This is a genomic window from Blautia luti (genome assembly GCF_013304735.1).
Classification (GTDB): Bacteria; Bacillota; Clostridia; order Lachnospirales; family Lachnospiraceae; genus Blautia_A.
Window position 1 is genome coordinate 14,927 of the sequence record NZ_JAAITI010000027.1, and the last position, 23,467, is coordinate 38,393.

Annotated in this window: 23 protein-coding genes and 1 riboswitch; all 23 genes read right to left on the reverse strand. The window is 45.2% G+C overall.

The window, feature by feature from the left end:
- Nucleotides 1-26: 26 nt before the first annotated feature.
- The 23 genes from G5B06_RS13400 to G5B06_RS13510 all read right to left on the reverse strand — a co-directional run bounded on the left by G5B06_RS13400 (nucleotide 27) and on the right by G5B06_RS13510 (nucleotide 23,044).
- Entirely contained in the window at nucleotides 27-431 is a 405-nt protein-coding gene (locus tag G5B06_RS13400) for a hypothetical protein (RefSeq protein ID WP_055169807.1), read from the reverse strand.
- Between the two features lie 7 nt (nucleotides 432-438).
- Complete coding sequence (locus G5B06_RS13405; protein WP_173690235.1) at nucleotides 439-735, reverse strand: hypothetical protein; 297 nt, start codon at nucleotides 733-735, stop codon at nucleotides 439-441.
- A gap of 14 nt (nucleotides 736-749) precedes the next feature.
- A complete protein-coding gene (locus G5B06_RS13410; RefSeq protein ID WP_173690236.1) occupies nucleotides 750-1,742 on the reverse strand; it encodes a DUF6017 domain-containing protein in 993 nt (330 codons plus the stop codon).
- Between the two features lie 72 nt (nucleotides 1,743-1,814).
- Nucleotides 1,815-2,729 (reverse strand): ParB/RepB/Spo0J family partition protein, encoded by a 915-nt coding sequence (locus tag G5B06_RS13415; RefSeq protein ID WP_173690237.1) that lies wholly within the window; start codon nucleotides 2,727-2,729, stop codon nucleotides 1,815-1,817.
- The gene (locus G5B06_RS13420) at nucleotides 2,719-3,504 is read right to left on the reverse strand and encodes a ParA family protein (protein WP_173690238.1); all 786 of its coding nucleotides are present in this window, start codon (nucleotides 3,502-3,504) and stop codon (nucleotides 2,719-2,721) included. Before G5B06_RS13420 ends, G5B06_RS13415 begins: the two co-directional genes overlap by 11 nt.
- A 25-nt stretch (nucleotides 3,505-3,529) precedes the next feature.
- Nucleotides 3,530-3,757 carry a DUF6462 family protein gene (locus G5B06_RS13425; protein WP_004843802.1) on the reverse strand — a complete coding sequence of 76 codons (228 nt, stop codon included), beginning with the start codon at nucleotides 3,755-3,757 and terminating at the stop codon, nucleotides 3,530-3,532.
- Nucleotides 3,747-4,004, reverse strand: a complete 258-nt coding sequence (locus tag G5B06_RS13430; protein WP_009245610.1) for a DUF6462 family protein — start codon at nucleotides 4,002-4,004, stop codon at nucleotides 3,747-3,749. Before G5B06_RS13430 ends, G5B06_RS13425 begins: the two co-directional genes overlap by 11 nt.
- Nucleotides 4,005-4,386: 382 nt before the next feature.
- Nucleotides 4,387-6,165, reverse strand: a complete 1,779-nt coding sequence (gene lysS, locus G5B06_RS13435; RefSeq protein WP_244094574.1) for a lysine--tRNA ligase — start codon at nucleotides 6,163-6,165, stop codon at nucleotides 4,387-4,389.
- 325 nt (nucleotides 6,166-6,490) lie between these two features.
- Complete coding sequence (gene greA, locus G5B06_RS13440; protein WP_148448290.1) at nucleotides 6,491-6,976, reverse strand: transcription elongation factor GreA; 486 nt, start codon at nucleotides 6,974-6,976, stop codon at nucleotides 6,491-6,493.
- 254 nt (nucleotides 6,977-7,230) lie between these two features.
- Nucleotides 7,231-8,193, reverse strand: coding sequence for a glycosyltransferase family 2 protein (locus G5B06_RS13445; protein ID WP_148448288.1), 963 nt, complete (start codon nucleotides 8,191-8,193; stop codon nucleotides 7,231-7,233).
- Between the two features lie 103 nt (nucleotides 8,194-8,296).
- Complete coding sequence (gene dusB, locus G5B06_RS13450) at nucleotides 8,297-9,265, reverse strand: tRNA dihydrouridine synthase DusB (RefSeq protein WP_334297589.1); 969 nt, start codon at nucleotides 9,263-9,265, stop codon at nucleotides 8,297-8,299.
- Nucleotides 9,266-9,274: 9 nt separating this feature from the next.
- A complete protein-coding gene (locus G5B06_RS13455) occupies nucleotides 9,275-9,643 on the reverse strand; it encodes a DUF6145 family protein (RefSeq protein ID WP_148448286.1) in 369 nt (122 codons plus the stop codon).
- Nucleotides 9,644-9,657: 14 nt separating this feature from the next.
- A complete protein-coding gene (locus G5B06_RS13460) occupies nucleotides 9,658-10,464 on the reverse strand; it encodes a biotin--[acetyl-CoA-carboxylase] ligase (protein ID WP_173762852.1) in 807 nt (268 codons plus the stop codon).
- The gene (gene argF / locus G5B06_RS13465; RefSeq protein ID WP_021975947.1) at nucleotides 10,464-11,462 is read right to left on the reverse strand and encodes an ornithine carbamoyltransferase; all 999 of its coding nucleotides are present in this window, start codon (nucleotides 11,460-11,462) and stop codon (nucleotides 10,464-10,466) included. Before argF ends, G5B06_RS13460 begins: the two co-directional genes overlap by 1 nt.
- A 26-nt stretch (nucleotides 11,463-11,488) precedes the next feature.
- Nucleotides 11,489-12,430 carry an SPFH domain-containing protein gene (locus G5B06_RS13470; protein ID WP_173762853.1) on the reverse strand — a complete coding sequence of 314 codons (942 nt, stop codon included), beginning with the start codon at nucleotides 12,428-12,430 and terminating at the stop codon, nucleotides 11,489-11,491.
- 4 nt (nucleotides 12,431-12,434) lie between these two features.
- Nucleotides 12,435-12,875 (reverse strand): NfeD family protein, encoded by a 441-nt coding sequence (locus tag G5B06_RS13475; RefSeq protein WP_021975949.1) that lies wholly within the window; start codon nucleotides 12,873-12,875, stop codon nucleotides 12,435-12,437.
- Between the two features lie 15 nt (nucleotides 12,876-12,890).
- Nucleotides 12,891-13,667: a TrmH family RNA methyltransferase gene (locus G5B06_RS13480; RefSeq protein WP_021975950.1), complete on the reverse strand. Its 777-nt coding sequence runs from the start codon at nucleotides 13,665-13,667 to the stop codon at nucleotides 12,891-12,893.
- 51 nt (nucleotides 13,668-13,718) lie between these two features.
- Nucleotides 13,719-14,378: a potassium channel family protein gene (locus G5B06_RS13485; protein ID WP_021975951.1), complete on the reverse strand. Its 660-nt coding sequence runs from the start codon at nucleotides 14,376-14,378 to the stop codon at nucleotides 13,719-13,721.
- Between the two features lie 13 nt (nucleotides 14,379-14,391).
- Nucleotides 14,392-15,780: a potassium transporter TrkG gene (locus tag G5B06_RS13490; protein ID WP_330606537.1), complete on the reverse strand. Its 1,389-nt coding sequence runs from the start codon at nucleotides 15,778-15,780 to the stop codon at nucleotides 14,392-14,394.
- Nucleotides 15,781-15,791: 11 nt separating this feature from the next.
- Nucleotides 15,792-16,781 (reverse strand): 6-phosphofructokinase, encoded by a 990-nt coding sequence (gene pfkA, locus G5B06_RS13495; RefSeq protein ID WP_021975953.1) that lies wholly within the window; start codon nucleotides 16,779-16,781, stop codon nucleotides 15,792-15,794.
- A gap of 68 nt (nucleotides 16,782-16,849) precedes the next feature.
- A complete protein-coding gene (locus G5B06_RS13500; protein ID WP_173762854.1) occupies nucleotides 16,850-20,317 on the reverse strand; it encodes a DNA polymerase III subunit alpha in 3,468 nt (1,155 codons plus the stop codon).
- Between the two features lie 105 nt (nucleotides 20,318-20,422).
- Nucleotides 20,423-21,265, reverse strand: a complete 843-nt coding sequence (locus G5B06_RS13505; RefSeq protein WP_148448280.1) for a S1 RNA-binding domain-containing protein — start codon at nucleotides 21,263-21,265, stop codon at nucleotides 20,423-20,425.
- A gap of 192 nt (nucleotides 21,266-21,457) precedes the next feature.
- Complete coding sequence (locus G5B06_RS13510) at nucleotides 21,458-23,044, reverse strand: Na+/H+ antiporter NhaC family protein (RefSeq protein WP_420314386.1); 1,587 nt, start codon at nucleotides 23,042-23,044, stop codon at nucleotides 21,458-21,460.
- A 131-nt stretch (nucleotides 23,045-23,175) separates the two neighbouring features.
- Nucleotides 23,176-23,346, reverse strand: a riboswitch (Lysine riboswitch).
- Nucleotides 23,347-23,467 lie beyond the last annotated feature (121 nt).

Below are 23,467 nucleotides of genomic sequence, written 5' to 3' on the forward strand. Positions count from 1 at the left end.
TTTTCTTCATTCTATCACAGCATCTATTATTCTGCCATCAATCTTTCGAACCAGGTATCCATGACAATAATAAACTGGCTTGCCCCTTTCCACTCTTGCAGCATTTCATCCAGAGTTTTGTGTTTCTCATATTTCTGCACGTACACCCAGGTGGCTATACCACTGGCCTCAGAGATAATTCCCGTTATGATCTTACGCATGATGTCCTCAAATTCTGCGATTTCCTCTTTAGGAACAATGTCATAAAGGTCGGGAATCTGGAAATCTTCTTTCCCACAATTCTCATGTACATCAATTAAATCTGCCTTAACTCTCTTTCTGGATTCCTCAGGTAATTTCAAATATTGCCAAATCATTGACACCACTTCGGATGGTGTGTCTTTTTTGATTGGTGGTAACTGAATAAAATCATTGTTTTCGATCATTTTCATATCCTCCTCAAGATAAAATAAAGTCAATAATACATTCTCTTGTCATGTCCAGGACAGTATCCACAAACACTCCAGCAAACAGGATCAGATACAGAATTGCACTCAGCATAAACAGGAATGCAACCTGTACCCAGTCATGGTAACAGTATGCAGTCGCTATAATCAACAAAGTGAATATAAACCCAAGGATTCCTCTGACAACCGCATAAGTCTGTACTGTCATCTTCACTGCCAGGCCGATCACAAAAAGGATCAGCCATACCGGCAGTAATAATATCTTCCCAGCAAGTTTTAAAATAAACATGTGTACCTCCTATCTTACCAGTCCTGCATATCATGGTTCACCTCTGCCTGATAATACCCGTTCATCGTGGACGGTGCATTAAACAGAGCTGCCAGTAAATATTTCTTGATGTTCTTCACTTTGCTTGTATTCCCGCTCATACAGTGCAAGACATACTCTATGTGTGAATAAGTCAGCATCAAAAACTTTTTCTTCACCAGTGCTGTCGGATACCAGTTGCTAGCAATCAAAATCTTGTCGTTTTTACACATCACTGTCTCTACGATCAGGTTCACGATTTCATCAACCTGTCGCATATCGTCATGATGGGTTACTTCCAGTGACTCATAATCAACGGTCTCTTTAACCAGATTTTCATAAGCCTGATATTCCTCAGTAGGATTATCGCCATCGGATCGATTCTCATCTGCAGATACGATTTGATTAGATTTATTATAATTCATTTCAGTATCACTAAGATTAGTATAATTAGGGTTTGAAATGTAAACTTCTTGAAGTTTATTTTCGGGACTTCTAGAAGTTTGATTTTGGGACTTCATGAAGTTTGAATTGTAAACTTCTGTAGATTCCTCATTTTCCTCAGAAGTTTGTTTTTTAAACTTCTTCAATTCATCCTCCGATGATTTTTCTTCCATTTTTTCCGGCATAAAAGTTTTCACGTAGATAATGTTCACCTTTCCAAATCCCTGTCTGCGTTTCTCAATCAAACCAATTCCTGTTTCATCATCCAATTCCTGCATAGATTTTATTGCTTTATTTCGACCGCAATTCAGTAATTCCATGATATCTTCTATCGAAAAGTAAATATATGCTCTGTTATTTTCATCAAACCATTGATTTTTAATGGACAGGGACATACGATCCAGCATCAATCCATATAAAATTTTAGCATCGCTTGATAAATCTTTAAAGTAACTATCTGTAAATAATGCTTTTGGTATACGGTAGAAGCTGAACTGATCAGCTTCCGCTCCGTAAAAATATTTGAATTTCATCTTTTTATCCATAACTTCCTCCTTTCGTTTTCTATACAGAAGTCCTCTTTCTAAACTTCTGTGTCTCTTTTCTTCTTCTGTTTCTTACTTATCATTTTGTTCTTGAGACCATTTTTCCAGCAAGGATTCTATCACCCGTTCCATATCATCAGCACTGTAGCTCTCTGGAAAATACTTCGTCAACTTCTTTTCTGAAAACGTAATAGATCTTGATGGTGTCTTCACCATCATACATTTATTAAAGATTGTCAGCATTCCCACCTGATTAACCGCTCCTTCATTCAACTGATTTCTGAGAGCCGTGATCTGCTGTGGTTTAATGAAGCCAGTGTCTTTAATATACTCGTAGATCCATTCCTGAATTTCTTTATCGATGTAGGAAATATCTACACCAACTGTGAAAGTCAGCTTTTTGTTATCTACCATATCAAGAAGTTCTGGAATTAACTCTGTCAGACGGATATATCGTTGAACCTGTTTGGAACTTTCTCCTACTTGTTTTGCCAATACATCTCTGGAAACTGTTCCCATTAAATTCTGGTCATTTTGACCAGAATTATTTTTAGGTCTTCCTGCCTGCCTTTTCATTGCCTCCAACTTCATCCGATACGCAAATGCCTTCTCACTCGGCAATAACTCCTCCCTTTGAATGTTGGCATCTACCATCGCTATTACCGCGTCATCATCCGATAATTCTCTTACGATAGCTGGGATGGTAGTAAGTCCTGCCATCTTTGCTGCATGTAATCTTCGGTGACCGGAGATCATTTCATATTCATCATTGTTGTCCACTCGAAGCAATACCGGTGTCAGCACACCACTAAGCTTTACGCTTTCAATCAGATCCTGCATCTTCTCATCATCAAGAACCTTAAATGGATGATTCTTGAATGCATGAATCTTGTTGATCTCGATTTCCATTGCTGATTCTTCATTAACAACACCTAATAATTCATCAAGACTTGCCAGTTTAATTTTTTCACCCGGTCTATTTTTCATCACTCATAACCTCCTGTGTCAGATTCATATATGCCATAGATACTTTACCTTTCGGACAATGCGTGTAGATACTAATTCCTTCTGCACTTGTCTCTGCCGCTTTTACTGACATTGGAATTACATTTTTAAAGATTGCAATCTGGCTTCCATAAGTTTTCTGTACAAGTGCCACAATATCCTTCGCATAATTGGTTCTGAAATCTACCATAGTCAAAAGGATTCCTTCTACCGTCAATTTCCGGTTCAGTCTTTTCTTTACCATAGAGATTGTTTTGATCAGCTGCTGTAATCCCTTCACCGGAAGATAGGCTGCCTGGACCGGAATTAAAACAGAATCCGAAGACACCAAGGCATTGATCGTCATCATTCCAAGGCTAGGTAAGCAATCGATCAAGATATAATCGTATCGGGATCGTATCGTATCGATGTATTCCTTCATGATCATTTCCCGACTCATTACATTTCCCATCGTCACTTCCAAAGTTGACAATTCAATATTTGCCGGAAGCAGATCTACATTTTCCTGATGATGCAGAATACCGTCTTCCTCTGATATTTCATCTTCATTAATCACTTTCGTCATGATGGTTGCCAAAGTAACTCCCAGTTCATCCGGCTCTACATATCCAAGACTTGCTGTCAGGCTTCCCTGTGGATCTGCATCGATCAATAATACTTTTTTTCCTTCTCTTGCCAGGCCAATTCCTAAATTTACGGTTGTGGTGGTCTTTCCGACTCCGCCTTTCTGGTTTGTAATGGATATCACTTTACACATATGTTGTTCCTCCTGTATTCTTTCATCAAAATTCTTCATCACGGAATGCTTCCAGATATTCATCAATAAGATCCAAATTAACTAACACGATTCTTTTGACATGGTATACTGCTCTGGCATCTTTTGCTAACTGTTGAAATGTATGGACTCCCATGGAATAAAGCATTGCCCCTTCCTCATAACGGACAAATTTCTTGCGTCCTCCTTTGACAAGCTTTTCCAAATCCGGAACCTTGCTTCGGTTATTTCCCATAACGCTTCCTCCTTCTCTTCTTTAATTCTGATACAACCTCAGGATTGCCTTCTAAAAAATCATCCAGAATATTCAGATCCACAATGGCTGTCTTTCGAATCGGATAATTGGCTTCTGCTTTTTTCGCCAGTCTGACAAAAGGCCAGTAGGACATCTTATAAATCTTTGCTCCTTGTGTGTAATTTACAAATCTGCGTTTCTTTCCTTCCAGATATTTTTCCAAGTCAGGTGTTTTTCGTTTTTTCATGGCTTCCTCCTTGTTTCCAGAAATTTATTTGGCAGGTACGTGAAAGGATATGTTTTCTGCATATCATCAAAATGAACAATTGCTATGCCTGACAACAAAAAAAGGACACCTTCCATTGGTATTTCTACCAAAAGAGAAGTGTCCCTTTATACACCTTATTTTTGAAAAATGCTCCTCAAAAATAATCAATATTTTACTTGTAAACAAATAAGTCAAACAGTTAAGAATCCATAGAGCTCCTTATTCTGTTTCCTTATAATCCATACATCATTATTTCAATCTATACAGCTCCAAGCCGTTTCATGTAGCTCCATGTCAATCCGTGGAACCACTTTTCCTGATTGGACGTCTATGACTACCAAACCGAACTCTTTTTTCTGGATTAGTACAGCTTAGCACCTGCCGGAATATGGTTATCAACCATCAGAAGATGCAGTTCTTCATCCTCTGAATCCTTCAGGTTATTCACTGCTGAAAGCAGCATACCGCAAGACTCGATTCCCATCATCTTTCTTGGCGGAAGGTTGGTGATTGCGATCAGTGTCTTACCAACTAATTCTTCCGGCTCATAGTAAGAGTGGATTCCGCTTAAGATCGTGCGGTCTGTACCTGTTCCGTCATCCAGTGTGAACTGAAGGAGCTTCTTACTCTTCGGAACTGCTACACACTCTTTAACCTTTACGGCACGGAAATCAGATTTGCTGAATGTATCGAAATCAACCTCTTCTTCAAATAAAGGCTCAACCTTTACGTTGGAGAAGTCAACTTTTGCTGTCTCTGCTGGAGCAGCTGCAGCTGTCTGAGCTACATTATTTGCTTCATTTTTTGCAGAACCTTGTGATTTCATTGTCGGGAACAGAAGTACGTCACGAATAGCCTGGCTGTCTGTCAGGAGCATAACGAGACGGTCGATTCCGTATCCAATACCACCTGTTGGCGGCATACCGATCTCCAATGCGTTCAGGAAGTCTTCGTCTGTATGGTTGGCTTCCTCATCACCTGCGTCTGCAAGGGCATCCTGTGCTTTGAAACGCTCTCTCTGGTCGATCGGGTCATTGAGCTCGGAATATGCGTTACACATTTCCCATGTATTGATAAAGAGCTCGAAACGCTCTACCTTGTTCGGATCAGAAGGTTTCTTCTTGGTAAGAGGAGAGATCTCGATCGGATGATCCATGATAAATGTCGGCTGGATCAGCTCTTTCTCACAGTACTCCTCGAAGAAGAGGTTGATGATATCACCTTTCTTATGACGGTCCTCATACTCAATATGATGCTCGTCAGCAAGTTTCTTAGCTGCTTCATCATCTGCTACTTCGTCAAAATCAATTCCTGCATATTTCTTGATAGCATCGTTCATGGTCAGACGTGCGAACGGCTTTCCAAGATCGATCTCAATACCATTGTAGGAGATCTTTGTGGAACCGCAGACCTTCTCTGCAAGATAACGGAACATGGACTCTGTCAGCTCCATCATTCCCTCATAATCAGTATATGCCTGATAAAGCTCCATCAGAGTGAACTCCGGATTGTGACGGGTGTCAACACCCTCGTTACGGAATACACGGCCGATCTCGTAAACTCTCTCAAGTCCGCCTACGATCAGTCTCTTAAGATAAAGCTCCAGGGAAATACGAAGCTTAACGTCTTCGTTCAGTGCGTTGTAATGTGTCTCAAATGGTCTTGCAGCTGCACCGCCTGCGTTGGAAACCAGCATTGGTGTCTCAACTTCCATGAAGTCACGTCCTGCAAGAAAGTTACGGATCTCCTTCAGGATCTGGGAACGTTTGATGAATACCTTCTTGCTGTCCTGGTTCATGATAAGATCCACATATCTCTGACGATAACGGGTATCTGTATCTGTCAGTCCGTGGAATTTCTCAGGAAGGATCTGTAAGCTCTTGGAAAGAAGAGTCATCTTCTCTGCATGAATGGAAATCTCACCTGTTCTTGTTCTGAAAGCAAATCCCTCCAGACCAAAAATATCACCGATATCAGATTTCTTAAAATCTGCATAGGAATCGGTTCCAATGGCGTCTCTTGCCACATAAACCTGAATGTTACCCTGTAAATCCTGGATATTGCAGAAAGAAGCTTTTCCCATTACACGCTTGAACATCATACGTCCTGCGATCGATACGTGGATCGGGCTTGCGTCCATGATGCTTCTTCTTTCTTCATAATCCTTCTTCTGAGCCTCTTTTGCCTGCTCTTCATCAAGACCTGTTACATCAAGTTCCTTGCGATCTTTGAGAAGCTCTGCCTCATGTGCTTCATAGAGATTCTTTACCTCAAGGGAATGATGTGTCTGATCAAATTTTGTGATCTGAAACGGGTCCCTGCCATTTGCCTGAAGGTCTGCCAGTTTATCACGACGTACCTTAAGCAACTGGTTTACATCCTGCTTCTTCTGCTCTGCCACTTGTTGGCCTCCTTAATCTATCTGTCGTTCAAGCGGATCTGTGCGATCCGCTCCGTTGTCTGCTTTATACGTTTCTCTGGATCTCAAGAACCTTATATTTCATGATTCCGGACGGCATCTCAACCTCAACGATATCGTTGGTATGTGCACCGATCAGTGCCTTACCTACCGGAGACTCGTTGGAGATTTTGCCCTCAAGGCTGTTAGCCTCTGTGGAACCTACGATCTTCAGCTCCATGTCTTCCTCAAACTCAAAATCATGAACCTTAACCTTGCAGCCTACGCTGATTCTGTCAAGATCTACTTCGTCCTCTACTACAACCTCGGCATTTTTGAGGATCTTTTCGATCTCCTCGATACGTGCCTCGATATCTCTCTGCTCATCTTTTGCTGCATCGTACTCAGCGTTCTCAGAAAGGTCTCCCTGCTCTCTGGCCTCTTTGATCTTTCCTGCAACTTCTTTTCTTTTAACAACTTTCAGATCGTGCAGCTCGTCTTCCAGTTTTCTAAGTCCTGCGTATGTGAGTAAGTTCTTCTTTGCTTCTTCCATTTTGCCTTACTTCCTTTCAAAACCGTGCTGTTTTTTCTGTAAAAATACAGCTTCGGATATTTCTGTTGCTACCATTCCCAAGAGTTCTTTTTCCAAAAAAGGGCGTAAAAATCTCAGGATATTCACAATTCCTGTATTATACCGAAAAGCCCCTGTATTGTCAAGCATTCCACGTCGAAAAAAGAGCTCCGAAAACGCAGAAAAAACCGCAGGAAAATTCAAATTTCCACACGGTTTTTCTGTAGTATTTTCTCTTATTCTGTTTCCTGTTTTTCTTCCGGGAAAAGATCTTTATACCGGTTGATTACCATCTGTGTCTGGAACTCAAAATCCTGCTTGTGCTGATTGACCAGCGTGGACAAAATAATTCCGGAAAACCAACAGACAATCGCTGTCATAATCACAAATCCGCTTACGATCAGTGTAGGCAGCTTGTTGACAGTTCCCACTTCCAGAAAGTGAATCAGTACCGGAATAAAAAATATCATCCCGATTACAAACAACACCGCTGCTATAATAGAAAAGAATTCCAGAGGTTTGTAATTTTTAAACATTCTCATGATCGTCTTCAGTACTTTAAATCCATCTGCGTAAGTGTTCAGTTTGGATTCGCTTCCCTCCGGGCGGTCACGGTACTCAATAATTACATTCTCAACCTGCATGTTCTTATCTATGGCATGAATGGTCATCTCTGTCTCAATCTCAAAATTTCTGGAAAGAACCGGAAATGTTTTTACAAAGCGGTAACTCATGGCACGGTATCCGGTCATAATGTCCTTGATATCACTTTTGAAAAGGCGGTTGATGGAACCACGGACAATGCTGTTTCCAAAATTGTGGAAAGGACGTTTATTCTCGGTAAAATATGTAGAGGAAAGGCGATCTCCGACTACCATGTCTGTTCCGTTCTTCAGAACTTTCTCACACATCTGTGCCGCAAATTCCGCCGGATATGTATCGTCCCCGTCAACCATCAGATAACACTGTGCGTCAATATCACGGAACATACTGCGGATTACATTGCCTTTGCCCTGCTGAAGCTCGTAACGGACAATGGCTCCCTCTTTCCTCGCGATTTCATCTGTACCATCTGTGGAATTGTTATCATATACGTAGATCACAGCCTCCGGAAGTGCTTTTCGCATGTCACGGATAACCTTGGCTACAGTCTTGCTTTCGTTATAGCAAGGTATCAAAACTGCTATTTTATCTGGCATCTGTACTTTTTTTCTCCTGTAAAACTCTTATGTTTTTTGACCGACCCACTGACTGTAGCACGCGTTCTGTTCCTTGTCAATAGCCCTGGCTGTTTCTTCCCTTTTATCGCTGAAGAAGCATATCTGTAAGCTTTTTCAGTTCCTCATAACTTGCGATATTGTTGGATTCTCTCCGGATTCCGGCACTGTGCCTCATGCCGGCCGTATACCAGGCTACATGTTTCCGCATTTCACGGATTCCGATATATTCACCCTTAATCTCGATCTGGTTTCTGGCATGGCGCAAAATCATTTCGCAGACTTCCTCCACGGATGGTTTCGGCAGTTTTTCTCCGGTGAGGAAATAGTTGTTCAGCTCCCGGAAGATCCACGGGTTTCCACGTACTGCCCGGCCGATCATCACGGCATCACAGTCCGTCTCTTTAAACATGGCTTCCGCAGTTTCCGGAGAAACGATATCTCCATTTCCGATCACGGGAATCGTCACGGCTTCCTTCACCCTGCGGATGGCATCCCAGTCTGCCTGGCCGGAATAATACTGCTGTCTGGTTCTTCCATGTACAGCAACAGCTGCTGCCCCGGCATCTTCCACACGTTTTGCAATCTCAACCACATCCACCGGTGTATTGTCATCAAAACCAATACGCACTTTCACAGTCACCGGTTTGGAAATGGCACCGGAAACGCTGCGTACAATCTCTTCGATCAGTTTCGGATTTTTCAGAAGTGCAGATCCTTCCCCGTTATTTACCACCTTGGGGACCGGACATCCCATATTGATATCGAGAATATCGAAAGGCCTCTCCTCGATACTTTTTGCCACCTCTGCCATCAGATCCGGCTCACTGCCAAAAAGCTGCATGGATACCGGATGCTCCCCGGGGTCGATCTCCATCAGTGCCTCTGTATTCTTATTATGAAAAGAAATTGCCTTGGCGCTGACCATCTCCATACAGATCAGTCCTGCTCCCTGCTCCTTGCAAAGTCTTCGAAATGCAAGATCCGTAACTCCTGCCATAGGTGCAAGCACAAAAGGATTCGGGATCTCCACATTTCCGATCTTCCACTGCATCTTCATGGATCAGTCCTCAACTGCATCTGCTTTTTTCTTAAGTTCCTCATCCGGGATATCTCCCAGGAAAAATACTTTGTAGTACATTTCCAGAGATTCCAGAAGCTCTCTTTTGTCCCGCTGGAGCTCTTTGATCTTCAGTGCACTTCCAATCTCATCAAAACGGGCATCTGCCTCCAGTGCTTCTGTCTTGAACTGCAGGCTTCCGTCCTCGTCAAATTCCAGTGTCAGGATTCCGCCTACATCCTCTGTGAAAAGCACGCACATGATCTGCAGTTCCTGCTTTACTGCTTCCGGAAGGGACGCAAAATCCTGGTTAAAATAATATTTCTGCTCATATGAGCTCGCTCCGCAGAGCACAATGTTATCCTGATACATAAACTCTCCTTTATTTACACATAGCTGTACAGACCGCGCACAGAAACCTCTCCGGAATTTACTTCCTCAACAGTTCCATCTGCACGTTCCACCAGAAGTTCCCCGCCGGGGTTGATTCCCCTTGCAATTCCTTCGTACGGATTGTTCTGATCCAGCACACGTACCGGCTGGTTCAGATTAGCCAGAAGTTTCTCGTAATCCGGTTTCAGGCCGCTTAAGTCTTCCGTCTCTACAAACTTCTCATAATTTTCCTCAAAGTGTTTCATCACAAGCCCGGTTACTTCTGCCCGGTCAAAAGGATGTCCGCTTTCCAGATACAGAGAAGTGGCTTTGTCCGCCATTTCTTCCGGGAAGCTGTCCATATTTACATTGATTCCGACTCCAATAACCGCACAGCCAATCTTATCCTGTTTCATGGTCATCTCAGTAAGGATGCCGCAGATTTTTTTGCGGGAAACTACTACATCGTTGGGCCATTTGATTCCCACATCAAGACCAAGATCCTCAACTGCCTGAGCAACAGAAAGGCCCATGACCAGTGTCATCATCGGGGCCTTCTGAGGTGCAAATTCCGGGCAGATCAGAAGGCTCATGGTGATGGCGCTTTCCGGCGGTGCACTCCACCGTCTTGTGAAACGTCCGCGGCCTGCAGACTGATACTCCGCCACAAAAAGCTCTCCGTGCTGCGCCCCCTCTTCCCTCCAGGCGCGTTTGCCCCAGAGGTTGGTGGAATCAATTTCTCTTGCAAAATGGACGGTTTTGCCCGCCCATTTTGTATGTGTTGCCTGTGAAATTATTTCTTCATTAAATAACTCTGCCATTATTTCTCCGGCTCTCCTAATGTAGCAACGATCACAGCCTTGATGGTATGCATACGGTTCTCTGCTTCGTCAAATACCTTGGACTGCGGAGACTCGAATACCTCGTCTGTAACCTCCATGTCTGTAAGGTTGAAACGCTCGCCCATCTCTTTTCCAATCTTTGTCTTAAGATCATGGAATGCAGGCAGGCAGTGAAGGAAGATTGCCTTCTCACCGGCGTTCTCCATTACATGTTTCGTAACTTTGTATGGTGTCAGGTCATGGATACGCTCTGTCCATACTTCGTCAGGCTCGCCCATGGATACCCATACATCTGTGTAGATAATGTCTGCATCTTTGGTTCCTGCCTCTACATCCTCTGTGAGAGTGATGGTGGAACCTGCCTCTTTTGCCCACTGCTGGCACTGTGCTACCAGTTCATCATTCGGGAAATATTTTTTATTGGTGCAGGCTACGAAATCGAGACCAAGTTTGGAGCATACAACCATGAGGGAGTTACCCATGTTGTAACGGGCATCACCCATGTATACAAGTTTCAGGCCTTTCAGTTTGCCGAAATGCTCACGTACTGTCAGCATATCTGCAAGCATCTGTGTCGGATGATACTCGTTTGTCAGACCATTCCATACCGGAACACCTGCATGTTTTGCAAGCTCCTCAACAATATCCTGGCCAAATCCGCGGTACTCAATTCCTTCATACATTCTTCCAAGAACTCTTGCTGTATCTGCGATGCTCTCTTTCTTTCCGATCTGGGAACCTGTCGGATCAAGATAAGTGGAACCCATTCCCAGATCATGAGCAGCTACTTCGAAGGAACAGCGTGTTCTTGTACTTGTTTTTTCAAAGATCAGGGCAATGTTCTTGCCTCTGTAATACTCATGAAGCTCTCCGGCTTTTTTCTTTGCTTTCAGGTCCGCTGCAAGATCGATCATGTAAGTGATCTCTTCCGGTGTAAAGTCTTTCAGTGTCAGGAAATTTCTTCCTTTAAGATTCATAATATATCCTCCTCACGGCTGCAGATTTATTTCTGCTCTGCCGGTTTATCTGTCATGATTTCCTTCAGGGATGTTGCCAGCCCTGCAATGCCCTGTATCTCGGACGGAATGATGATCTTCGTTGCCTTGCCGTCAGCAACCTTTGTAAGAGCCTCCAGGCTCTTCAGAGTAAGAACAGATTCATCTGCTCCTGCTTCCTTGATCATACGAAGTCCTTCTGCAGTTGCCTGCTGTACTTTAAGGACTGCCTGTGCCTGTCCTTCTGCTTCTTTGATCATACGCTCTTTCTGTGCTTCCGCATGAAGGATCGCTGCCTGTTTCTCAGCCTCCGCGTCAAGGATCGCGGACTGTTTTTTACCTTCTGCGACAAGGATGGTAGAACGTTTCTCTCCTTCTGCTTTCAGGATGGCTTCTCGTCTCTCACGCTCGGCTTTCATCTGTTTCTCCATGGCATCCTGGATGGCTGCCGGAGGAATGATGTTCTTAAGCTCTACACGGTTCACCTTGATTCCCCATGGATCTGTAGCTTCATCAAGGGAAGCTCTCATCCTGGTGTTGATGACTTCACGGGATGTCAGTGTCTCATCCAGTTCCATATCACCGATGATATTACGAAGTGTTGTAGCAGAAAGATTCTCGATAGCCATGATCGGATTCTCAACGCCATATGCATAAAGCTTCGGATCTGTGATCTGGAAAAATACAACGGTATCGATCTGCATGGTTACGTTATCTTTCGTGATCACCGGCTGCGGTGGAAAATCCACAACCTGCTCTTTTAAGTTTACTCTTCTTGCAACACGCTCAATGAACGGAACCTTGAAATGAATACCTGTGCTCCAGGTAGCTTTGTAAGCGCCAAGACGTTCCAGTACCACAGCATAAGCCTGCGGCACAATGCGGATGCAGGATGCAAGTACCCACAATACAAGAACGATGACTACAAGCAAAACAATAACTCCACCCATAATTTTAGCCCTCCTTATTATCTTCTTTTACGATCAGCTTCACTCCGCGGATCTCTTTGATCTCAACTACTGCACCGGCCGGTATTTCAACCGATTCGTCGGCTGAACGTGCCGTCCATTCGATATCATTGATCCGCACCTGCCCGGTCTGAGCCAGGTTGTTGATTGGCTGTATCACTACGGCCCTTTTTCCCAGAAGGCTCTCTGCATTGGTCTTCTCCACGCCCTTGTTCATGTAGCGAACCGCCAGAGGTCTGGTAAAGATCAGAAGCACCACGGAAACTCCGAAAAATAAAAGGAGCTGTACAACAATTCCCCCGCCGAGCCACGAGACAATGCACGCCACAAGAGCACCGCCTGCAAACCAGACAGTGGTAAGTCCTACCGTGATCGCTTCAATTACCAGTAAAATTGCCAGTATTCCAAGCCAGGCCAAAGGTGTCATAAAACCCCTCCTCTCTTATTCTCTTCTCTGTCTTGCAGCTTCATACATCAAAATCCCCGATGCCATAGCAGCATTCAGCGATTCTACTTTTCCGCACATCGGGATGCGTATCAGGCAGTCTGCTGCGTCCGCAGCCTGGTCTGTAAGACCTTTTCCCTCGTTTCCGATAAAAAATGCGGTACCACCTTTATAGGATTCATGATCGTAGGAATTCTCACCTTTCAGATGAGCTGCAAAACTGCGGATTCCTTTTTCTTTCAGCTTCTTTTCTAATGATACCACATCTTCCACATATAGAAAAGGCATTCTGTAAATGGAGCCCATGGTAGAACGGATCACCTTGGGATTTGTGATATCCACACAGGTTTTTGTAAGAAAAACGCCGCTCACGCCGGCACCCTCACCGGTCCTAAGAATGGTTCCCGCATTTCCCGGATCCTGAAGATCTTCAAGGACCATGACCAGAGGATTTTCTCCTGCCAGTACTTCTTCCTCGCTCCAGGAAGGCAGTTTCAGAACGGTAAGGATTCCCTGGGGAGTCTTGGTATCACACATCTGACGGAATACGGAATCTTTCACGATCTCATAAGGATATTTCTCTACCTGAGCCATCAGTTCCCCATCCTGGGAAAAAGTCTCAGAGACAAACACCTGAAAAACCCAGTTTTCCGGTGCTTCCAGGAACATCTTCCGGCCTTCTGCCACAAAAAGTCCCTGTTCTCTTCTGGCTTTTGCCTTCTGGTTCAGTTGCATGACATTTTTTATTTTTGCATTTGATACGCTGGTTATCATACTTTTTCTCTTACTCCTTGCACTTATCCTGTTTACGGAATCTTCGAAAAATCACTTCATAAACGCCGGTTCCGCATTAAGATCCTTATTTTTTCCAATGGCGATTATGGAACAGCGGTCCGGAAGCGGCTCGGACGGTTTCAGATCTACTGTGACATTTTCGCCCTGTTTAATACCAATGATATTGATGTGAAAACGCTCACGTACATTCAGATCTATCAGGCTTTTTCCAACCCATGACTCCGGAATGGAAAACTCCGCCATACTGAATTCCGCCGAAAGTTCAAATACATCCAGATATCCGCCGGACAGGAGATTTCTGGCAACACGGAGTCCCATGGCCTGTTCCGGATAAATGATTTTATCTGCACCGATTTTGTCAAGAATACGTCCATGAAGAGAATTCATGCTTTTTGCAACTACAAAGGGAACTCCCAGATCCTTGGCCTGCATGGTTGCGGAAATGCTGGCTTCCAGATTTTCGGCAACTGCGATAATGGCCACATCCACATTCTGAACTCCCAGTGCTTTCAGGATTCCAGGTTCACGGACATCTGCTTTCACCGCGTAGGTTACTTTTTCGGAAATCTCTTCGATATTTTCTTCTTTGTCGTCAATGGCAAGGACATCACAGTCGGACTCTGCCAGCGTCACCGCCAGAGTCATTCCAAACTGTCCAAGCCCGATCACAGCAAAAGATTTATTTTTCATTTTATTCTCCTGTTTAACCGATCATGATATCTTCTTCCCCGAGATGAGTCGTGCTTCCCGGCCTGTTACGCACACGCACCACAACTGCAGTTCCCAGTGTCAGTGGTCCGATACGTCCCAGATACATGGTAAGGATCACGATCCACTTGCCTGCCACATTCAGCTGAGGTGTCAGTCCTCTGGAAAGTCCTACTGTAGCCCCCGCAGAAGTGATCTCATATAAAACATCTGCCAGATCCACTCCCGGCATTACTGCGGACAAAAGCACCGTCATGGTAAAAAGGATCAACACACTGGTTCCTGCAACAACCATGGCAGAACGGAGATAGCTCTCACGGATCCTGCGGCCGTATACCTCTACATCCTTTTTTCCCTGAAGATATGCTGCAATAGAAAGGATCAGAACCGCAATGGTAGTAGTCTTCACACCACCGGCAGTGCCCATGGGTGATCCTCCGATAAACATCCACAGTAGGGAAATGATCACGGTAGGTGTGGACAAAAGCGACTGATCCATGGTATAAAATCCCGCCGTACGTGTTGTCACTGACTGGAAAAAGGATGCCATGAGCTTTGTTCCCAGTGGTGCCCCCTTTAGCGTGGAAGGGTTTCCGGATTCAAAGATAAATACCAGAAATGCTCCTGAAAATACCAGGATCCCGGTCATCGTAAGGACCAGCTTGCTCTGAAGCCGCAGTACACGAAAAATTCTGGATGGGGAGAGCTCTTTTCTCAGAACCTTGCGGAATTTATCCCACAGATCCCACCAGACGATAAATCCAAGACCTGACACAATGATCAGGCCAATCGTAGTGATATTGACCAGCGGATTGCTCACATATACCGAAAGGCTTGTTTCCCCGAAAAGATCGATCCCTGCGTTGCAGAATGCAGATACCGCCAGAAATATGGCATGCACCAGACCTTTTTTTATTCCAAATTCCGGTACAAAGCAAAACGCATACAGGACCGCACCGATTCCTTCTGCAAGAAACACGCATTTCACCACACTGCGGACTACAGCCACGACTCCACCCATTTCATCCAGGTTATAGGATTCCTTGATGATCCGCCGGTTTTTCAGGGAAATTTTCCGCCGGAGGCTGATGAATATCATATTCGCCAGTGCGATCAGTCCGATCCCGCCGATCTGTATCAGGCACAGGATAACCACTTTTCCAATGGGGCTCCACTGGACTGCCATAACGACTGTGGAAAGTCCCGTCACACATACGCTGGTTGCCGCTGTAAAAACAGCATCCGGGAAGGTAACAGCCTGCCCGGGTGCACTGCAGAACGGCAGCCACAAAATAAATCCGCCTACAAAAATCACCCCCGCAAAGCCGAGGGCAATTATTTGTGACGTATTCAGTTTATGCAATCCGTCTGAAACTTTTTTCAAGTTCATATTTTTTATTTATTGTAGTTGTGAGAAAGAGAATTGCAAACCTCCCACATGTAGGAATCTACATTCTTCTGCATTGCAAGAGCCTCATTGATGTCAAAATCAACGAACTCACCGTGGCGATATCCAACAACACGGCTGCGTTTACCGGCAACAAGAAGGTCTACTGCAAGAGCACCCATCATGGACGCATATACACGGTCCTTACATGTAGGGCTTCCACCACGCTGCATGTGACCAAGGATAGTTGCACGTGTCTCGATGCCTGTTGCAGCCTCGATACGTTTTGCCATAGCCTCTGAATGGCCGATACCCTCAGCATTTACGATGATATGGTGTTTCTTGCCTTTCTTACGGCTCTCTACGATATTGTCAATAAGCTTCTGCTCGTCGTAATCATATTTCTCCGGGATCAGGATATCCTCAGCACCGTTTGCGATACCGCACCATACTGCAAGGTATCCGGCGTTACGTCCCATAACCTCGATGATACTGCATCTCTCATGGGATGTGGATGTATCACGTACCTTATCGATGGCTTCCATCGCTGTGTTTACAGCTGTATCGAAACCGATGGTGTACTCGGTACATGCGATATCAAGGTCAATGGTTCCCGGCAGGCCAATGGTATTGATTCCAAGGTTCGCAAGTTTCTGAGCACCTGCGAAGGAACCGTCTCCACCGATAACAACAAGGCCGTCGATTCCATGCTTTCTGCAGATCTCTGCAGCCTGCTGCTGTCCTTCCTCTGTTCTCATCTCTGCACATCTGGCAGTATAAAGAATTGTTCCGCCTCGCTCAATCGTATCGGAAACATCTCTTGCTGTCATGTCTCTGATCTCTTCATTTAAGAGACCGCTGTATCCTTTATAGATTCCCTTTACGTTCAGTCCGCTGCTTAATCCTCTTCTGACAACAGCACGGATTGCAGCATTCATTCCAGGTGCGTCACCGCCACTGGTCAAAACGCCGATCGTTTTGATTTTGTTCTCTGCCATATTGTTATCCTCCATCTTATGAAACAACCTATTGTAATACACATATTCGGATATAGTTTATAGCATTTTTATAAGTTTTTCAATACTCTGTCCACAATTTTAACATTGGAACTTCCATATTTTTCACACATGTGTTCCAGCCAGGAATCCTCGATATGGACCTGATAGGCAGGCGGAAGTTTCTTCATTGCCTTGACATCTTTGAGATAAATAACCACACTGCTGTTTCCTCTGGATGACATCAGATCATCTACCAGACCGGTCTCGGCTTTTGCGTAGTCTTCCCGGCTTTCGAACTGGATCCACAGTTCTTTTGGCATATCATCGAAGGTACGGACTTTTTCCAGGATCAGTTTGCTGGCTTTGTCGTCTTCCGCAGATACTCTTCCCTGGATGAAAAGTCTGGCATCTTCGTTCAGGAACATCTGGCATTTTTCGTAATCACGCGGAAATACCACAACTTCCACGGTGCCTACCAGATCTTCTACGGTAAGGAACGCCATTACCTTATTATTCTTTGTATATTTTATGGTTTTATCCGTAATCATTCCGCCTACGATCACTTTCTGGTTATCGTAGACTTCCGGAATTCCGGTTTCATCATCCGGCTGGAAATCCGACGTTTTTGCAGAGATCATTTTTTCCATCATATTCCGGTAGCGCTCCAGTGGATGGCCGCTGAGATAAATGCCAAGAACTTCTTTTTCGAAGGTCAGGATGATCTCTTTCGGATATTCCTCAACCTGCGGCATACGGATCTCAAATTCCTTTTTATCTTCCTCAGAAGCAATATCAAAAAGGCTCAACTGTCCGGCCATGGTGTGCTTTTTGTCCTGGTTGATACTGTCGATGATCTGCGTATATATGGTCATCTTCTGTTTCCGGTTTCCTTCCAGACAGTCCAGTGCTCCGGCCTTGATCAGATTTTCCACAACACGTTTGTTGATCTGATCAATATTTCGCTCCACAAAAGTTTTCAGGGAAGTATATTCCCCGTGCTCCTCTCGTTCCCGCACAATCCCCTCAATAACCGGGCGGCCGATACTCTTGATAGCAGAAAGTGCATAGCGGATGGCACCGTTGTCAACAGAAAAACCATACATGCCATGATTGATATCCGGCGGAAGGATCTGGATTCCCATCTGACGGCATACGGAAATATACTCCGCTACCTTGTTTGGCATTTCCACAACGGACGTCATCAGCGCAGCCATGAATTCTACCGGATAGTAGTATTTCAGATATGCGGTCTGATAGGAAACCACCGCATAAGCGGCAGCGTGAGACTTATTGAAAGCATACTTCGCAAAGTCTGTCATCTCATCGTAGATCTTGTTTGCGATCTCCTCGGAAATGCCGTTGGCGATACAGCCCGGAACCCCCTCTTCCACATTTCCGTAAACGAAATTCTGGCGCTCTTTTGCCATAACAGAAGCTTTCTTCTTGGACATGGCACGGCGCACCAGGTCGCTTCGTCCAAGAGTATAGCCTGCAAGATCACGGACGATCTGCATAACCTGCTCCTGGTATACGATACAGCCATAGGTCGGCTTCAGGATGGGCTCCATCTGCGGGCAGTCATAACGGATGGTATCCGGACGGTTTTTTCCGCGGATGTACTGCGGAATGAAATCCATGGGACCCGGACGGTAAAGGGAAATTCCCGCGATGACATCCTCAAGGCTCTGAGGCTTCAGTTCCTTCATGAAGTTTTTCATTCCGGCACTCTCGAGCTGGAACACGCCGTCAGTACGTCCTGTTCCGAGAGAATCCAGTACTTTTTTGTCGTTGTAATCAATTTTCTGCATATCCAGGAGAACGCCTGTACTCTGTTCTATCATTTTTACTGCATTCTGGATAACGGTCAGGGTACGTAACCCCAGGAAATCCATTTTCAGAAGTCCCAGCTCTTCCAGTGTTGTCATGGTAAACTGCGTGACAATGGAACCGTCCTGGGCTCTGGAAAGAGGTACGTATTCCGATACGTCTTTCTGGCTGATCACAACACCTGCTGCATGCATGGAAGTATGTCTTGGCAGACCCTCCAGACGCTTGGCAAGGTCGATCAGGCGGTGGATATCTTCCTGTTCCTCATAGGCTTTCCGGAACTCCGGATTCATTCCCAGTGCCTTATCAATGGTGATATTTGGCTCCTGTGGAACCATCTTGGCGATGGTGTCTACCTGGGCATAAGGCATGTCCAGAACACGGCCTACATCACGGATCACACCGCGGGCTGCCAAAGTACCGAAGGTAACGATCTGAACCACGCAGTCATCGCCATATTTCCGCCGTACATAATCGATAACCTCCTGTCTTCGTTCAAAGCAGAAGTCCACATCAATATCCGGCATGGATACTCGTTCCGGATTCAGGAAACGCTCAAAGAGAAGATCATACCGGATCGGATCCAGCTGGGTGATCCCAAGTGTATAGGCAACCAGGCTTCCTGCGGCGGAACCTCGTCCCGGGCCGACCATGATATCATTGTCTCTGGCATATTTGATGAAGTCCCACACAATGAGGAAGTAATCTACATATCCCATGTTTTTGATGGTGGACAGCTCATAATCCAGGCGTTTTTTCAGCGCATCGGTTACCGGATGATAACGCTGTTCCAGCCCTTCATGGCAAAGCTTGTTCAGATACTCCCAGGAGGTCAGTCCGTCGGGCACATCATATTTCGGCAGCTTGGTCACGCCGAATTCGATCTCCACGTGGCAGCGCTGCGCGATCTTGTGGGTATTTTCCAGAGCTTCCAGAGCATATGGAAAAAGTCTCGCCATCTCTTCTGGAGATTTCACATAATACTGGCCGCCCTCATAGCGCATTCTGTTCTCATCGCTGAGTTTTTTCTGGGTCTGCAGACAGAGGAGCACGTCATGGGGCTCCGCATCCTCAGCCATGGTATAATGCACATCATTGGTAGCAACCAGGTCGATTCCTGTCTCTCTGTGCATGCGGAGAAGCTGCTGGTTTACCGTCTGCTGCTCCGGAATTCCATGATCCTGAAGCTCCAGGAAGAAATTTCCTTTTCCAAAAATATCCTGATAACGCAAGGCTGCGATTTTTGCATCCTCATACATTCCACGGGCAAGATACCTTGCGACCTCTCCTGCCAGGCAGGCACTTAAGGCAATAACCCCCTCGTGATATTTTTCCAGAAGTTCCAGATCCACACGTGGCTTGTAATAAAAGCCTTCCACAAATGCCTTGGATACGATCTTCATCAGATTGCTGTATCCCTGATTATTCTCGGCCAGCAGAACCAGATGGTAATAACGGTCATCGCCACTTCCCACTTCCCGGTCAAAACGGGAACCCGGAGCCACATAAACCTCGCATCCCAGGATGGGATTGATCCCGGCTTCTCTGGCAGCCCTGTAAAAATCGATCACACCGTACATAACACCATGATCGGTGATCGCCGCGCTGTCCATACCCAGTTCTTTTACTCTGGCCACATATTCTTTGATCTTATTGGAGCCATCCAGAAGACTGTATTCTGTATGGACATGTAAATGTGTAAACTCCAAATTTTTCTCTCCTTATTGTAAAAACAGGGCTCCGGATCCTCCCCGCTCTGCACTTTTCTCTGAACGTGCCGGAGCGTGTCTGATCCGGAGCCGGTCAACACCTTGTTATTTTTTAATGTAGATCCTTCTGTCACGGATCTCTACTTTTCCTTCTTTCATCAGATGGCCGACCGCACGCTTGAATGCGTTCTTGCTGAGACCAAACTCTCTCTTGATGACTTCCGGTGAAGCATGATCATCAAATGGCAGCACGCCTGCAAATTCCTCGATCACGCTGAGTACGCTCTCTGCATCTTCATTGATCTGGATGTAAGCTTTCTGACGGTCGCTGACATTCATCTTTCCATCCTCTTTTACCTCAGTGACACGAAGATCAAGAATAGCTCCCGGTCTGTATTTGCCGGTTGCCTCTCTTGCAGGGATCAGTGCGGAATATTTATCATCTACTGCAACAAATACACCGAAGTTTCCGCTGATCTCATAGACACGGCCCTTCACCATATCTCCCGGTACATAAGGAGTTCTGGTTGAAAGATAATGATATACTTTCATGGTTGCACAGAGTCTGCTGCTCTTATCTACATAAAGAGCTACCAGACATTCTTCCCCCTCACGGACTCTGTTGGTCTGCTCATGATACGGAAGAAGAAGATCTTTCTCCAGTCCCCAGTCAAGAAAAGCTCCTATTCTGGTGACCTGTTTAACCTTGAGGACTGCTGTCTGTCCCACCTGGAGCATCGGCTCACGGGTAGTCGCGATCAGTCTGTCCTGAGAATCTTTGTAGATGAATACCTCGATCTCATCACCTACTTTGGTTCCTTCCGGTACCTGTTTGGATGGAAGAAGCACACGCTCGTTCTGCGGTGCATTTCGGTCCTCTCCAAGATATATTCCGAAATCTACGGTTTTTACAACCAGTAATTTCTGTTTTTTACCTAATTCTATCATTCTTACTCCTGTTCCTAAAAAATATATATGTTCATTTACTGTTTGCTGTCTGTCCTGCATTATAACATAAGAGAATTATTATAGAAAGCACAAAAAAGGCAGCTTTGGAAATTTCTTTCCGTCACTGCCTTTTATCGGTCGGTTATGCGGATATCTGTGATCCGCATCCGGTCCATCTGTTTTTTTATTAATTTATTCTGTCGGTTTCTCAATCGGCATCGGGTTTTTCATCTTGATGACAAAAAGTACAATCAGCATCAGCACGATTCCCACCGGAAGAGCGATCCATGCTGTTTTTACAAAGCCTGCAACAATATAAGTTACAAAGGATACTGCCGCAGCCAGGATCGCATACGGGAGCTGTGTGGAAACGTGAGTCACATGATCACACTGTGCTCCTGCGGAAGCCATGATCGTTGTATCAGAGATCGGTGAACAGTGATCTCCGCAAACCGCACCTGCCATGCAGGCAGACATGGAAATGATCATCATCTCAGGACTGGATTTCTCAAATACCGCAACAACGATCGGGATCAGGATACCAAAGGTTCCCCAGGAAGTACCGGTAGCAAATGCAAGTCCGCATCCAACCAGGAAAATAATGGCCGGAAGGATAACTTCAATACCACCGGCAACGGAGCGCATTGCTTCTTCTACGAATACCGCAGCACCAAGTGAGTCTGTCATAGCCTTCAGTGTCCATGCAAAGGTCAGGATCATGATCGCCGGTACCATGGCCTTGAAGCCTTCCGGGATGCATCCCATACAATCTCTGAAATTGATCACACGTCGGATCATATAGAAGATAATGGCAAATACCAGACCAAAGGCACTTCCCATTGCAAGGCCTGTAGAGGCATCACTCTGTGAAAATGCAGTAACAAAATCTGTTCCGCTGAAAAATCCGCCTGTATAGATCATACTGATGACACAGCAGATAACAAGCACAACGATGGGGATCACAAGATCGATCACCCTTCCTCTCGGATTCGGTGTCTCATCATCCGTTGCATTCTCATACGGTCTTGCAGATGTTGTATAAAGATCTCCGTTCAGAGCATTGATCTCATGTGTTCTCATGGCACCAAACTCGGTTTTCATCAGTACCATGCCAACCATCATCACAATCGTAAGGATCGCATAAAAGTTATACGGAATGGTTCTTACAAAGATTGCAAGTCCATCCTGTCCTTCTACGAATCCGCTGACTGCTGCTGCCCAGGATGAGATCGGTGCGATGATACATACCGGAGCAGCTGTCGCATCGATCAGGTATGCAAATTTTGCTCTGGATACATGATGTCTGTCTGTTACCGGACGCATAACGCTTCCTACTGTCAGACAGTTGAAATAATCATCAATAAAGATCAGAATACCAAGCACAATTGCGGCAAGTTCCGCACCTACACGTGTGTGGATCTTTTTGCTGGCCCATCGTCCGAATGCGGCGGAGCCGCCGGCCTTGTTCATCATACATACCACAGATCCCAGGATAACCAGGAAGATCAGGATTCCTACGTTATAGCTGTCAGAAAGAACCTTGATGATTCCTCCCTCAAAAATCTGTGTTACGGTTCCTTCGAATTTGAATCCGGAATAAAGCAGTGCTCCTACTACAATTCCCACAAACAGAGAACTGTATACTTCTTTTGTGATCAGCGCAAGGATGATCGCTACAAGAGGTGGAAGCAGTGCCCAGATTGTTGCATACAGAGCAGGCTGATAAGTCTCCTCCGCATCCGCAGCCAGCACAGTCAGGGGACTTGCCAGTGCGCCCATGAATACCATTGCCATAACAGACAATGCTGTTCCTGCTTTTTTACTCATTTTTCTCCTCCCTTTTCGGGGACAAAAAAACGGAGGCTGTCCCTTCTTAAGAACACCTCCGGTTAAATAATCTTCTTTATTCAACTTACGATAGCGCTCCACATCCGTGACAGTACAACGCATATTCTGCGTTATCCCAGTACCCTGTCATCTGGCCTTTCAGAGCACTTCGGCAGATTTTCCTTTCTTTATGGACAGCCTGCCAGGGCCTCTCGTCCATAAATACTGATAAAATCCGCGCCTCTATCTCTTTATCCGTGACCGTTTACCCCCGCAAGGTTTCCCGGTCGCCTTTTTTCTTTATACTGTAGCAGTTTCCGACATAAATATCAAGTAGTTTGCTGTATAAATATCAGTCATACCAATTATCATGCT

What these genes read in the sequence shown, in the direction of transcription:
- G5B06_RS13400 (WP_055169807.1), bottom strand. Translation starts at nt 431, where the DNA reads ATGAAAATGATCGAAAACAATGATTTTATTCAGTTACCACCAATCAAA.
- G5B06_RS13405 (WP_173690235.1), bottom strand. Translation starts at nt 735, where the DNA reads ATGTTTATTTTAAAACTTGCTGGGAAGATATTATTACTGCCGGTATGG.
- G5B06_RS13410 (WP_173690236.1), bottom strand. Translation starts at nt 1,742, where the DNA reads ATGGATAAAAAGATGAAATTCAAATATTTTTACGGAGCGGAAGCTGAT.
- G5B06_RS13415 (WP_173690237.1), bottom strand. Translation starts at nt 2,729, where the DNA reads ATGAAAAATAGACCGGGTGAAAAAATTAAACTGGCAAGTCTTGATGAA.
- G5B06_RS13420 (WP_173690238.1), bottom strand. Translation starts at nt 3,504, where the DNA reads ATGTGTAAAGTGATATCCATTACAAACCAGAAAGGCGGAGTCGGAAAG.
- G5B06_RS13425 (WP_004843802.1), bottom strand. Translation starts at nt 3,757, where the DNA reads ATGGGAAATAACCGAAGCAAGGTTCCGGATTTGGAAAAGCTTGTCAAA.
- G5B06_RS13430 (WP_009245610.1), bottom strand. Translation starts at nt 4,004, where the DNA reads ATGAAAAAACGAAAAACACCTGACTTGGAAAAATATCTGGAAGGAAAG.
- lysS (WP_244094574.1), bottom strand. Translation starts at nt 6,165, where the DNA reads ATGGACGCAAGCCCGATCCACGTATCGATCGCAGGACGTATGATGTTC.
- greA (WP_148448290.1), bottom strand. Translation starts at nt 6,976, where the DNA reads ATGGAAGAAGCAAAGAAGAACTTACTCACATACGCAGGACTTAGAAAA.
- G5B06_RS13445 (WP_148448288.1), bottom strand. Translation starts at nt 8,193, where the DNA reads ATGCCAGATAAAATAGCAGTTTTGATACCTTGCTATAACGAAAGCAAG.
- dusB (WP_334297589.1), bottom strand. Translation starts at nt 9,265, where the DNA reads ATGCAGTGGAAGATCGGAAATGTGGAGATCCCGAATCCTTTTGTGCTT.
- G5B06_RS13455 (WP_148448286.1), bottom strand. Translation starts at nt 9,643, where the DNA reads ATGTATCAGGATAACATTGTGCTCTGCGGAGCGAGCTCATATGAGCAG.
- G5B06_RS13460 (WP_173762852.1), bottom strand. Translation starts at nt 10,464, where the DNA reads ATGGCAGAGTTATTTAATGAAGAAATAATTTCACAGGCAACACATACA.
- argF (WP_021975947.1), bottom strand. Translation starts at nt 11,462, where the DNA reads ATGAATCTTAAAGGAAGAAATTTCCTGACACTGAAAGACTTTACACCG.
- G5B06_RS13470 (WP_173762853.1), bottom strand. Translation starts at nt 12,430, where the DNA reads ATGGGTGGAGTTATTGTTTTGCTTGTAGTCATCGTTCTTGTATTGTGG.
- G5B06_RS13475 (WP_021975949.1), bottom strand. Translation starts at nt 12,875, where the DNA reads ATGACACCTTTGGCCTGGCTTGGAATACTGGCAATTTTACTGGTAATT.
- G5B06_RS13480 (WP_021975950.1), bottom strand. Translation starts at nt 13,667, where the DNA reads ATGATAACCAGCGTATCAAATGCAAAAATAAAAAATGTCATGCAACTG.
- G5B06_RS13485 (WP_021975951.1), bottom strand. Translation starts at nt 14,378, where the DNA reads ATGAAAAATAAATCTTTTGCTGTGATCGGGCTTGGACAGTTTGGAATG.
- pfkA (WP_021975953.1), bottom strand. Translation starts at nt 16,781, where the DNA reads ATGGCAGAGAACAAAATCAAAACGATCGGCGTTTTGACCAGTGGCGGT.
- G5B06_RS13505 (WP_148448280.1), bottom strand. Translation starts at nt 21,265, where the DNA reads ATGATAGAATTAGGTAAAAAACAGAAATTACTGGTTGTAAAAACCGTA.
- G5B06_RS13510 (WP_420314386.1), bottom strand. Translation starts at nt 23,044, where the DNA reads ATGGGCGCACTGGCAAGTCCCCTGACTGTGCTGGCTGCGGATGCGGAG.